General features: G+C 67.6%; 13 protein-coding genes. 7 read left to right on the plus strand and 6 right to left on the minus strand.

The features are described 5' to 3' along the window. The first annotated feature begins 64 nt into the window (after nt 1-64). The 3 genes from ABZV58_RS28280 to ABZV58_RS28290 are packed head-to-tail and all read left to right on the plus strand — an operon-like array spanning nt 65 to nt 3060. Nucleotides 65-1369: a glycosyltransferase gene (locus ABZV58_RS28280; protein ID WP_355003215.1), complete on the plus strand. Its 1305-nt coding sequence runs from the start codon at nt 65-67 to the stop codon at nt 1367-1369. 3 nt (nt 1370-1372) lie between these two features. Continuing rightward, a complete protein-coding gene (locus ABZV58_RS28285) occupies nt 1373-2608 on the plus strand; it encodes a glycosyltransferase (RefSeq protein WP_355003216.1) in 1236 nt (411 codons plus the stop codon). 44 nt (nt 2609-2652) lie between these two features. After that, the gene (locus tag ABZV58_RS28290; protein ID WP_355003217.1) at nt 2653-3060 is read left to right on the plus strand and encodes a transcriptional regulator; all 408 of its coding nucleotides are present in this window, start codon (nt 2653-2655) and stop codon (nt 3058-3060) included. Nucleotides 3061-3092: 32 nt separating this feature from the next. Here the strand turns inward: ABZV58_RS28290 and ABZV58_RS28295 are convergent, their stop codons facing one another. Further along, the gene (locus ABZV58_RS28295) at nt 3093-3722 is read right to left on the minus strand and encodes a TetR/AcrR family transcriptional regulator (protein ID WP_355003218.1); all 630 of its coding nucleotides are present in this window, start codon (nt 3720-3722) and stop codon (nt 3093-3095) included. Nucleotides 3723-4044: 322 nt separating this feature from the next. Here ABZV58_RS28295 and ABZV58_RS28300 point away from each other — a divergent pair, with 322 nt between their 5' ends. Next, complete coding sequence (locus ABZV58_RS28300; protein WP_355003219.1) at nt 4045-5295, plus strand: helix-turn-helix domain-containing protein; 1251 nt, start codon at nt 4045-4047, stop codon at nt 5293-5295. Nucleotides 5296-5297: 2 nt separating this feature from the next. Here ABZV58_RS28300 and ABZV58_RS28305 read toward each other — a convergent pair whose 3' ends face one another. The 5 genes from ABZV58_RS28305 to ABZV58_RS28325 all read right to left on the minus strand — a co-directional run bounded on the left by ABZV58_RS28305 (nt 5298) and on the right by ABZV58_RS28325 (nt 8761). Next, the gene (locus ABZV58_RS28305; RefSeq protein WP_355003220.1) at nt 5298-6683 is read right to left on the minus strand and encodes an AarF/ABC1/UbiB kinase family protein; all 1386 of its coding nucleotides are present in this window, start codon (nt 6681-6683) and stop codon (nt 5298-5300) included. A 112-nt stretch (nt 6684-6795) separates the two neighbouring features. After that, nucleotides 6796-7092 carry a hypothetical protein gene (locus ABZV58_RS28310; protein WP_355003221.1) on the minus strand — a complete coding sequence of 99 codons (297 nt, stop codon included), beginning with the start codon at nt 7090-7092 and terminating at the stop codon, nt 6796-6798. A 76-nt stretch (nt 7093-7168) separates the two neighbouring features. Further along, a complete protein-coding gene (locus ABZV58_RS28315) occupies nt 7169-7321 on the minus strand; it encodes a hypothetical protein (protein ID WP_355003222.1) in 153 nt (50 codons plus the stop codon). Nucleotides 7322-7530: 209 nt separating this feature from the next. Beyond that, nucleotides 7531-7788, minus strand: a complete 258-nt coding sequence (locus ABZV58_RS28320) for a DUF2798 domain-containing protein (protein ID WP_355003223.1) — start codon at nt 7786-7788, stop codon at nt 7531-7533. Nucleotides 7789-8056: 268 nt separating this feature from the next. Beyond that, the gene (locus tag ABZV58_RS28325; protein WP_355003224.1) at nt 8057-8761 is read right to left on the minus strand and encodes a hypothetical protein; all 705 of its coding nucleotides are present in this window, start codon (nt 8759-8761) and stop codon (nt 8057-8059) included. Nucleotides 8762-9053: 292 nt separating this feature from the next. On the opposite strand from ABZV58_RS28325, the gene ABZV58_RS28330 reads away from it, so the two are divergent. From ABZV58_RS28330 to ABZV58_RS28340, 3 genes are read left to right on the plus strand one after another with little or no spacing between them, the layout of a single operon-like run. Next, nucleotides 9054-10064 carry an iron chelate uptake ABC transporter family permease subunit gene (locus tag ABZV58_RS28330; protein ID WP_355003225.1) on the plus strand — a complete coding sequence of 337 codons (1011 nt, stop codon included), beginning with the start codon at nt 9054-9056 and terminating at the stop codon, nt 10062-10064. Further along, nucleotides 10061-11113: an iron chelate uptake ABC transporter family permease subunit gene (locus ABZV58_RS28335; RefSeq protein ID WP_355003226.1), complete on the plus strand. Its 1053-nt coding sequence runs from the start codon at nt 10061-10063 to the stop codon at nt 11111-11113. The genes ABZV58_RS28330 and ABZV58_RS28335 overlap by 4 nt, the downstream gene beginning before the upstream one ends. A gap of 8 nt (nt 11114-11121) precedes the next feature. Beyond that, complete coding sequence (locus ABZV58_RS28340) at nt 11122-11958, plus strand: ABC transporter ATP-binding protein (RefSeq protein WP_355003227.1); 837 nt, start codon at nt 11122-11124, stop codon at nt 11956-11958. Nucleotides 11959-12008 lie beyond the last annotated feature (50 nt).

The raw sequence follows: 12008 nt of genomic DNA on the forward strand, positions 1-12008 counted from the left end.
GGGCCGCTTCGAGGGCCGGACGAACACTCAGCGCGGGCGTATCTCGCCTGTGGACGAACAACGAATGGAAGTCGAGAGTATGCGAATCGCGTTGCTGACGGCGGGAACCCGGGGCGATCATCAGCCGTATCTCGCACTGGCCGACGAATTCGGTTCGCGCGGCCACCATGTCGAGATGACCGCCACCGAGAACTACGCCGACGTGGTGCGGCGCGCGGGGCTCGACCCGCACGTCATCCCGTTCAACTCCGCGGAACTGCTGGAATCGCCCGCGGCCAAGCGCGCGCTCTCCTCGGGGAAGACGCTGCCGTTCGTCCGGATCATGCTCGACACGGTCAAGATCATGGCGGGCGAGCGCGGCGATCGGATGCACGAAGTGCTCAGCGGCGCTTGCGAATCGGCCGACGTGATCGTCTCGTGCGCGTCGACGCTGCCCTGGGCGATGGAGCGCGCGGAGAAGACAGGTCAGACCGTCGTGGGCTGTCTGCCGTATCCGCTGGAGCGTACCGGCGAATTCCCGTCATCGTTCATGGTCAAGCGGATGATCTCCGCGCGGCGACTACGGCTGGCCAGCTACTCGGCCTTCGAAATGGCGTACGGCCTGGCGTATCACCGGGTGGACCGGCGGGTGCGCGAGCTGATGGAGTTGCCGGGGAAGCCGCGAAACCCGTTCCGGCGCATACGTGAGGACGGTATTCCGCTGGTGCACATGGTGAGTCCGGTGCTCCTGCCGAAACCGGCCGACTGGCCCGACCGCTCGACTGTCGTCGGCGCGCCGATCATGCCCGCGCGGATGCGCGAGGCATGGGGCGAGGCGGTGGTCGATCCGGCGCTGACCGAATGGCTCGACGAGGGCGAGCCGCCGATCTACTTCTGCATGACCGGAATGCCGATCCTCGATCCCGCCGGTTGCTGCGAACTCATCGCCGCCGTCTGCCGCAGGCTGGGCGCTCGCGCCCTGGTGACCGTGCGCGGCGACGGGTTCCCCCGTGGGGTCGGGTACGACCGAAAGCTGTTCGTCCTGGATTCGTTCGATTACGACCGGGTCCTACCGCGGTGTCGCGCGGTCGTCCATCACGGCGGCAGCGGCAACACCCACGACGTGCTGCGCGCCGGTATGCCCGCGGTGGTCATCGGCGTGCACAGCGACCAGTTCTTCTACGGCTGGCGGATATCGGAGCTGGGCATCGGGGCCGACTTCCCGTATCCGTCGCTGACCGAGGACCGGCTGCACGACGCCTTGGTTCGGACGCTGACACCCGAGGCGAGCAGGCGGGCGAAGGAACTCGGCCGCGCCGTCTCCGCCGAGAACGGCGTCCGTGCCACGGCCGACGCGGTGGAGCGTCTCGTCGTCTCGGCGTCGGCCTGAGCCGTGGTCGATTCCGTGCACGTCGCGATCTTCACCGACTTCCACCCGGACACCCTGGGCGGCGTCCAGACCGCGATGCGGTCGCTGTGTGACGGCCTGCGGCGGCTCGGCCATCGGGTGACCGTATTCTGCGCTCCCGCACCGGGAGACACGACGCCCGACGCCGATACGGTGATTCTGCGCGCGGTGCCGGTCTCGATGTCCAACGGGCTGCCCGTCGTGCTGCCGACCCGCGCCAACCGGCGCCTGATCGACGCCGCGTTCGCCGAGCGCGGCCCGATCGACATCGTGCACGCGCTGACCACCTACGGCTGCGGGATCTCCGGCGCGCGCGCCGCTCGCAGGCACGGCATCCCCGTGGTCCAAACCATGCAGAGCCGCGACGACACCGTCATCGAAAAGTACTCGCCCGCACCGTATCTGTCCGCGTTGACCATGCGGCTGATGCACGGCTGGTTCGTACCGTTGCGCGGACGCCCAGCGCACGATGGCGACAGCCGTATCGCCAGGCTGGCCTGGCGGCCGCTGATCGCGCAGGCCCAGGCGGCCGACCGGGTGATAGTCCCGACCCAGCACTTCGCCCGCCGCCTTGCCCGGCACGGCGTGGCTCGTCCGATTCACGTGGTGTCCAACGGAATCGATGACGAACTGCTCGACCGCGTCCGAGTCGCGGAGAGCACGACGGCGGATCCGGACGCACCGTTGCGGGCGCTGTGGTGTGGTCGCCTGTCGGCGGAGAAACGTCCGCTCGAGGCGATCGAGGTGGCGCGCCGCGTCGAAGACTGCACCCTGACCGTCTACGGCAGTGGACCGCTCGCCGATCAGGCCCGCTCGGCGGTCGCCGAGGCGAACCTCGGCCACCGCGTGCACCTGCACGGCGAGGTCGACCAGGCCGACTGCCTGCGCGCGATGCGCACCCACGACCTGCTGCTGCTCACTTCCGACTGCGACACCCAGGGCATGGTGCTCCTGGAAGCGATGGCGATGGGCCTCCCGGTGCTGTACTGCGATCCCGAACTCTCCGAAACCGTCCCGGACGAGGGCGGCATCCGCACCCCGGACCCATCGGTGGAATCGCTTGCCGCAGTGTTGGACTCCCTCACCCGAGACCGCGCCCGACTGCACGACATGCGCCGCGCACTCACGGCACACACCGACGTACCACGCCAATCGAGGCACACCAGCGGAATCCTGTCGGTCTACGCCGACGCCCTGGCTGCCTCGGTCGTGCGCGAATAGCACCGCCGCCCGAGGTCTACGGAGCTTGTAGTAGACACTGGGGTGTGACTACGAGGTTCATTTCCAAGCGTGCGGTCCTGCTGCTCGTCCTCACCGCGGTGGTGTGTGCCGTTCTGGGGGCGTGGCACTGGTCTCGGACGGAATCGGCGCTGGGCATCGATCAGAACATCGGCTACGTTCTGCTGTGGCCGCTGTTCGCGGGTTTCCTGATTTTCGCGGCGGTCCGGGCCCGGCGACTGGAACGGGAATCGATGCTCGCGCGTGACGAGAACCTCTGGGCCGCAGCGACTGTGCATCAGCCGCCGCTGCCATGGTCACGGCCGCCGAGCGCCGACGACATCGAGCTGGCCGCCTACAACCGGTACTTGGCTGACCTGAACGCCCGGGAACTGCGGCACAAGCTGCGTGCCGCGGGACTCGACATCAGCACCGATGTCGACCGCGCACCCTAGCCTCGTCGAGGGATCGATGAAGACGCCTCCGGTCAGCGGCGGACGTAGGTCGGTTGCGCTTCGATCCAGGCGGCCATCATTCGGGCGGTCATGTCGATCGCTTCCTTGCGTTGACAGCTGTCGAGTTCGATGGTCGATGCGCGCAGCACCGCAGCGAAACCGGTGTTGATCACCACGAAGGTCATGACGTCGTATTCGTGGTCGTTCCCGGGGCCCAGCAGCTGGATGATCATGACCTTGACCAGCAGCCGCAGCCGCGGTTCGAACTCGGGAATTCCGCTGCTGTAGAACTGCACACCCGCCACCAGTGCGCGAACCAGATCGGCTCGAGCGACCAGCTCGTCGGTGATCACCCCCAACACACCGCTCACCAACTGCTCCGCCGACGTCTGACTGACATCGAAAACCTGCTGGGTGAAGCGACGTTCGATGCTCACCAGCAACCGCTCGAGCAGCTCTTCCACGATTTCGGTGCGGTCGGAGAAGTACCGATACAAGGTGCCGATACTCAGCCCTGCCTCGGCAGCGATCCGATTCGTCGAGGTGTCGGCGATTCCCCGGTCCCCGAACAACCGCGCCGCGGTGTCGAGAATGTGTTCCCTGGTCGCCTTCGCCCGCTCCTGCGTCGGACGGCGCCGCTGGCCGACAACTCTCGACGGCATCACGCACTCCTGCCTTGCGAGTCTCGAAAATGAGCTTTGCTCACCTTAACCCGGCCGACGCGTGCGGGTACCCGGTCTTCGACGAGTGGGCACACCGGGGCGACCACGGGCGGTGCGTTCGGAAGCGGGCGCGTCCAAGAAATGAGCACCCGAGCATATTGGGCAGCGGAAAGGCTCCGCCGACCGACGGAGCGGGCAGTCGTTTCCGCAGGCAGACGCACCGAACCGGCTCGTGTCTCGCCGAGCGCGAAGCGAAGTAGAAGGTGAGCGCAAACTCGGCTTACCGTGCAGTGGCGGCTCTTCTACGACAGGGAGGTCACCAGTGACAAGCGAAACAATCGGCCGCCCCGAAGTGGTTTCCGGTGAGCGGCCTTCGCCGAACGAGGTGGCCAGGATGGCCCGAGACCTCATCGCCTACCTGCTGGACTCGGTCATGCCGTGCAAGACGTCGGGCGCGACGGCAGGCAGCGAGCTCACTTTCGTGGTGCGCACCTGCATGGAGTGGGTGATCGACCGGCTGAACGGACACCCTTCGCCCGAAGGCGTCGAGCGTATCCGGGTGGCCGCGGCGGGGTGGGCCCACGAGGGAATCCCGATCGACACCGTCTTGCACATCGTCCACGAGGGCTTCAAAGCCGGTATCGAAATGCTGCTTTCGAGGTCGCTCCCGCGGACGAACAGTGACGCCGTCGCGGCAGCCTTCACCGCTTTGGAGTTGTTGCGGTCGGTGACGGCCACCATCGGCAAAGCCTATGTGCGCGAATGCAAATCCGTCGCGGCACAACACCACAGTGCGATCCACACCCTGACCTCGGCGCTGCTGGGCGGTCACGCCACCTCCGCGATGGCGCGCGAATGCGGGATACGGATCGCGGAGGAGTACTTCGTGCTCGCGGTGTCGGTGCCCGCCCATCCCGATGAGAGCCGGCCTGCCGTCGACGGGCGGGTCGTCGCGCGACGCAAACTCCGTCGGCTGCAGGCAGCCCTCGCGCACCTGTTCGGTGACCAGGCACTGGCGCTGCTGTCGGTGGATGGCGGCACCGTTCTGGTCGCCACCACCCTGTGCCGCGACGAGGAGCTCGTCGGCGTCGTGGAAACCTTGTCCGAAGCCGCGCGGGTGCCGATCACCGCGGCCGTTGTCGTCGCCGGGCCCGACGAGGTGTCCGCGGCGGCCGATCGAGCACACGAATTGCTCGACACCGCAGCACATCTCGGCCTCGAACCCGGGCTCTATCGGTTCACCGACCTCGCTCTGCAACACCAGCTGAATCGCCCCGGCCTCGGCCGCGATGTCCTCGCCGACAAGCTCGCCGTCTTGGACGAACACCCGGATCTGCTGGAGACCTTGGAAATCTTCATCGCCAACGATCTCAGCCGCCAGAAGGCGGCTCGACGACTGCGAGTGCATGCCAACACCGTCGACTATCGGCTACGGCGTATCGGGCAGCTCACCGGATTCGATCCCGGCGATGCCCGCGGGTTGTGGCAATTGCGCTCGGCGTTGGTCGCCCGCGCCGACGGGGTTCGGCCGCCGCGCACGGCAGCTTCGGTCGGCATTCGCACACCGGCCTGATTTCAATTCCGCTGGCGCGTCCTGTTTCGCCACCGCGCCGTCTCCCGGCCGATGTCCGTGCTCGCTGGTTCGTCGTAGAGCCATTCCCGTGCGATCCGATGCCAATTGTTGGTCGCGTCGAGCTGGCCGATGGCGGCGAAGGTGAACAGGTCCGCACGCCGCGAGAAAACGTGCTCCGGCGGCAGGGATTGGCGTCGCATACCCCGAAACTCGGCGGCGCGGGGATCCATGGCGAGTACCACTGCTCCGGTCGCGAGCTCGGGCGTGATCGTGAGCTCCTCGTCGACCAAGTGCCAGCCCGCGGCTGCCCAGACGTAGTCGAGGCATTCCCGCGCGGTGACGCCCGCGTCCGGGTCGATGATGCCGCGACCTACCCACGCCTGGTAGAGGTCGTCGGCTCGGTGCTCGCCCGCGGCGCGGAGGCAGTCGCGCTCGAAGGCGACATGCGCCGGGTCCATGTTGTGGTACAGGCCGAAATCGACGAACGCGACGCGGCCGTCGGTGGTGAGCAGGATGTTGCCGGGGTGCGGATCGCCGCAGAATTCGTGATCGGAGAACAGGGGATTGATGTAGAAGCGGTAGACGAGTTCGCCGATCCGATCGCGCTCGCTGTCCGGCAGCGTTCGCAATCGCCGAAACGCCAGCCCGTCGACGAACTCCGTCACCAGCACGTGGTGTCCACAGTATTCGGCGATGCTGTCGGGGACCGCGATGAAGGGATGGTCGCGGAAGCGCAGGGCGACTCGGTGCTGGGTTCGCGCTTCCCGCAGGTAGTCGAGCTCACCGGCGATATTGCGCGCGATCTCGTCGAGCACCGCCTCGTCGGCGGCGCTGGGCAGCATCGATTTCCACAGCCTGCTCAGCATCGCGAGATTACGCATATCGGATTCGACGGAGTCGTCCACGCCGGGGTACTTCACTTTGACCGCGACCGCACGCCCATCGTGTAGCCGCGCGCGATACACCTGGCCGATCGACGCGGCGGCAACCGGAGTCTCGTCGAAATCGCCGAAGATCCGCGCCAACGGTCCCAGGTCGTTCTCGATCACCTTCCGCATGTCGGAGAATTCGACCGCGGGCGCATTGTCGCGCAATTCGGCAAGCTTGACTCGGAACATTTCCCGATGCGGTTCGGGAACGAGATCCACGTCGAGGACGGACAACATCTGCCCGAGTTTCATCGCCGCGCCCTTCATACCGCCCAGCACCGTGACGATCTGCTGCGCGGTTTGCAGCGTGGACCGTTCGGCCAGAATTCGCCGGGCTTCCTCGGTCCTGCCCACCATCGACAGCCGGGTTCCCACTCCACGCACGGCTTGCTCGGCCGCCAACCGGCCCAGCCGGCTCCCTCGCGCGAAGCGACCCTGCGGTACCCGACCGGCCACCATGTACCTCCCTCGGCACGTCACAGCGAGTGCCGCGGGCCACATTACCGTCGCGATCGCCTCGGCAGTCGGCTCCGCGGTGCCGCACTGCAGGTTTCGCGCCGACACCGAAGGGCTACAACAGTTCCGCGTACAAACCCCCGTCCAAGACGCCGAATTCGATCTGGCGCGGGAACATTGGCGTCTCCCCGGCGGAGAGGCAGGCGTGGTGCTGGGCGATCACGTCGATCGCCCAGTCGTGCAATGCCGTCGGGAGCAGGAAGACGCGCGCGTCTGTGCACTGAATGTAGGGTCGTATGGGTTCCTCGCCGATTGCCAGCGGGTTGACCAGTCCGACGGCAGCTACGTCGAGAACGAGTCCGGTTCGATTCGGTGCAGCCACAACCGGCGGATCCAGCTCCACGTTGTCCATGCCTGGGTACGGTAGCTCGGAATGTGCCGTGGCGTGACCGAGATCGCGAACTCCGCTCGAAGATCGCTGACAGCGGTCAGCTCGTGGCCGCGGTGGTGGCCGATGCGCGGGGCCGCACCGTCGATCCGGACATGACGTCGGCCCACCAGGAGCTGAGGGGGCTGGGGTCGGGCCAGACGACCGGATCGAAGTCCTGGTCGTCGCCGCTTCGCACAGTGGGATTGTCCATCACGATGTCTTTCCTCCGCGATACAACGGCCATGCGAAGGGGCGCTCGCGGCGTGTGCTTGTCGCCGACCATGCGTGTGCCCCTTCGCGGTTGGTCTCAGGTCCGACCGCGCTGTCGGTCCGATACGCCGGGCGGGTACCACCGCGCGGGCGAATCAAACGCGGTGGCGGAAGCACTGATCGGGCTCTTGCCGAGCAGCGGCCCGCCGCCTATGACGGCGTGCGCACCATGGCCGCGGTGAGCCTGCGGACCAGCGGGAGCATCAGCAGGAGGGTGGGGAAGGCGATCGGCCAGGACACCGCCCACGCGCGCAGCCATTGGCCGACCGCGAGGCCGTCGCTGATCACTGTGCTGATCAGCGAGACCACGCAGGTCATCAGAATCGACAGCAGCATGGGCAGCAGCACCGCGGCGTAACGTGCGGGCAGCTTGCGGACTGGGCGAGGGGCGGTTGTCGTCTCGGACATGGGACGCTCCGTAAGGTCGTCAAGGGCAACGATCCACCGGTCGGTGAGATCGGTGCGTTGATTGACGTGAACGCTTACGGCGACGAGTCGCGGCGTCGAGCATAGAGACGACGGTATCCGCGGCGCAAGCCCGGCCATCCAACTCGGCCGCGCTCGAAGAGGTCGGACGAGTCAGGCCCGACGATAGCGCCGGGCCTGACTCTCGATACGAAAGTCTGCCCATTCCGGTGCGGAGCTTCCGATCGAATTGCTTTGTCGTGCCGGGAAATTACTTCGCGGGAGCGGCCTGGTTCGGCATCGGGGAGTTGATGGTGCTGAAGTACTGGACGGCGGCCAGGACGGCGACCGGCGCGGTGATGAAGATCTGGCCAGCCAGGGTGCCGAGGAAGCCGACGGCGGCGGCACCCGCGATGCAGCCCGCGATCGGGCCCGCGCCGAAGAGCGTCAGCAGCGCACCGGTCAGTGCGGCGCCGGCGACGGCGCCCGCGGCGCAGCCGAGCGCCGCGCCACCGATGCCGCCCGCCAGGGTGGCGATGGAGGCGCCGAGGGAGATGGTGCTGGTCATGCGGCTCCAGGCCGCGACCTCACGGTCGTACTCGGACTTCCACGGCGCCTTGTCCTCGTACGGCAGGCCGACCGGCTTGTAGATGGCGTGCGCGATGTCGAACAGCGGGGTCAGGACGGCCTTGCGGTCGGAGATCTCGGCGGCGATCGGGAACTCGAATTCGTCTACGCGGAACTTCAATTCGGCGCCCGCGACGGTGGCGCCGTTGTCGGCCTTGATCTTGAAGACGCCGTCCTCGACAACCATGGCGCCCGCGTCGGTCTCGATGGCCAGGTTCTTGTCGGTGCGGTCGGCGGTGTAGTTGATCGCGGCCGGTTCGGCTTGCGGTTCGGCATGACTCGCGCCCGCGGTGACGCCCAGTGCGGTGCTGAGTCCGGCGGCCAACAGAGCGACCTTGGTGAGTTTCACGGGTGGTGACCTTTCTCTGTTCCCTCATACGGCATGCGCCGTCCACCCCGCCACGTCGCTGATGAATAGCTGTGTGGGGCAACTGGATACGGCTCTCGTCCGGGTGGCATCCAAGGGATGCCGATGTCCTCGCCGCAGCTGAGTGCTAGCTGAGAAACCGGACAGCACGACACGCTAGGCTAGGCAAACCTAAGTTTCAAGACCTACGCATAGCTAAGCTTCTCGGACCCCGGCGAGCGTGCCCGTCGGACGAGCCGAAACGGCGCGAGACACCGTAGAGGAAACGAATCTGATGGATAGCAAGCCCAAGCGGCTACAACCCTGGTCGGGGTGGTTATCGATAGTGGTACTGCTGGCCGTGGCCGGCCTGCTCAGCCTGATCGTCGGCACCAAATCGATTCCGGTCGCCGAGGTCTGGTCCGCGTTGTGGAACAGTGACGGTTCGCCCGACGATATGGTCGTCACCGAGTATCGGGTGCCTCGAACTTTGCTGGGCCTGCTCGCGGGTATCGCGCTCGGCGTGGCGGGTTGCCTCATGCAGGGACTCACCCGCAACCCGCTGGCAGATCCCGGCCTGCTCGGAATCAACGCCGGAGCGGCCTTCGCCATCACCTTGGCGGTCGCCTTCCTCGGTGCGACCGAGATCACTTCGTATGTGTGGTTCGGCTTCGCGGGCGCGGCCCTGGTCTCCATCGTGGTATATCGACTGGGTACCGCGGGCAGGCAAGGCGCCGACCCGATTCGGCTGACCTTGGCCGGTGTCGCGGTGACCGCCGTGCTGACCGGCGCCACCAAAGGCCTGATCCTGTTGCACGCCAGCGCCTTCGACGCCATGCGCCAGTGGGACTCGGGTTCGCTGACCGGTCGCGGCTACGACATCATCGGCGGGGCAGCGCCTTTCATCGCCGTGGGGCTGGTCGCCGCCGTGATCGCCGCGCGCTCGCTGAACGCCGTCGCACTCGGCGACGACATGGCGCATGCGCTCGGGGTGAATGTCGGCCGCACCCGGCTGCTCACCGCGGGGGCGCTCACCTTGCTGTGCGGCACCGCGACCGCGGCGGTCGGCCCGATCACTTTCGTCGGCCTCGCGGTGCCGCATATCGCCAAATGGCTCGTCGGCCCGGACCAGCGCTGGATCGTCGCCTATTCGATGGTGCTCGCGCCCGCCCTAGTGCTGAGCTCGGATGTGCTCGGCCGCGTGATACTGCCCGGCGACGAGGTTCCGGCCGGTCTGGTGACCGCCTTCCTCGGCGCGCCGGTGCTGATCTGGCTGGCCCGCCGCGCGAAGGCGAGTGCCGCGTGACCGCCGGGATCGACTTCGGCCGCCGTACGCTGGTCGTGCGCCATCGCGTTCTCACCGCGCGGATCGGCCTCCGCACGGCCGTGGTATGCGCGGTGCTGCTGACGCTGGCCCTCGCGGTGGCCGTCTTGGCGCTCGGCACCGGCGATTACGCGATTCCGCCGGATCGGGTGGTGCGTGCGCTGTTCGTCGGCGATCAGCGATTCGACCGACTCGTGGTGTGGGAGTGGCGTTTCCCGCGCGTGGTGCTGGCACTGGCACTCGGCGCGGCGCTCGGGGTGAGCGGCGCGATCTTGCAGTCGGTGACGCGAAACCCGCTGGGCAGTCCGGATATCGTCGGCTTCAACACCGGCGCCTACACTGGCGCGCTGATCGTCATCCTGACCCTCGGCGGCGGTGGCCACTTCCCGACCGCGGCGGGTGCGCTGATCGGCGGTCTCGCCACGGCGCTGGCCATCCAGCTGCTGGCGTTCCGTCACCAGGTCAGCGGATTCCGGCTGATCATCGTCGGTATCGGCGTGAGCGCGATGCTGGCCTCGGTCAACACCTGGCTGGTCCTGCGCGCCGATCTGCACGCGGCCATGTCGGCCGCCGCGTGGGGCGCGGGTTCGCTCAACGGTCTGTCCTGGCCGCAGGTCGCACCCGCGCTCGTCGTGCTGGCGATCCTGGGCATCCTGGTGGTCCCGTTCGCGCCCAAGCTGCACATCCTGGAACTGGGCGACGATCTGGCGCACGCCTTCGGCCTTCGCGTCGGCCGCAGCCGGACGGTGCTCATCGTGCTGAGCGTGGCCCTCACGGCGGCGGCCACCGCGGTCGCCGGACCGATCGCCTTCATCGCGCTCGCCGCACCACAATTGGGCCGTCGACTGGCTCGCAGCCCGTCCATCGCCCTGGTGCCCGCCGCGGCCATGGGCGCGCTACTGCTGGTGTCCTGCGACTGGATCGCCCAGCGCGCATTCGCCCCGACCACCCTCCCGGTCGGCGTGGTCACCGTTTCGATCGGCGGGCTGTACCTGGCCTATCTGCTGGTCGTCGAGGCCCGAAGGAACTAGAGGAAGCGATGAACGACAACGACGCGCCCGTCCCGGTGACGGCGAAAAGCGCACGGCTGCGCGCGGATTCGGTACGCCTCGGCTACCGCGGCCGAACCATCAGTGAACAGCTGTCGGTGGATGTGCCCGACGGGGCCTTCACGGTGATCATCGGCCCGAACGCCTGCGGCAAATCCACCCTGCTGCGCGCGCTGGCCCGCCTGCTGACCCCCGAGTCCGGTGCGGTGCTGCTGGACGGCAAGGCGATCGGCTCGTATCCGGCCAAGGAGGCGGCACGCCGAATCGGGTTGCTGCCACAGACTTCCACCGCCCCGGACGGTATTCGGGTCGCGGATCTGGTGGCACGCGGCCGTTTTCCGCACCAGTCGCTGCTGCGGCAGTGGTCGCGGGCCGACGCCGACGCGGTGGCTGCCGCCATGGCCGCCACCGGCGTCGCGGAACTGTCGGCCCGCTTGGTGGACGAGCTCTCTGGCGGCCAGCGCCAGCGAGTGTGGATCGCCATGGTGCTCGCCCAGGACACCCCGGTGATCCTGCTCGACGAGCCGACCACCTATCTCGATATCGCCCACCAGATCCAGTTGCTGGATCTCTGCCGATCCTTGCAGCGAGACTCGGGCCGCACCGTGGTCGCGGTACTGCACGACCTGAATCACGCGTTCCGCTACGCCGATCACCTCATCGCCATGCGGGACGGCCGGGTGGTAGCGGCGGGTTCGCCGAAGGCGATCGTCACCGCCGAACTCGTGCGCGAGGTCTTCTCGCTCGGCGCGCGGATCATCGACGACCCGGAAACCGGGGCGCCGATGGTCGTTCCGCTGGCCGAACAGACCGTGCCGGCGCACTGAAAGCGCAGGTAGCGGCGGGTGGCGAAGGTAGCTCCCCACAAATCGGCGCG

The sequence above is a fragment of the Nocardia sp. NPDC004654 genome (assembly GCF_040609595.1).
Classification (GTDB): Bacteria; Actinomycetota; Actinomycetes; order Mycobacteriales; family Mycobacteriaceae; genus Nocardia.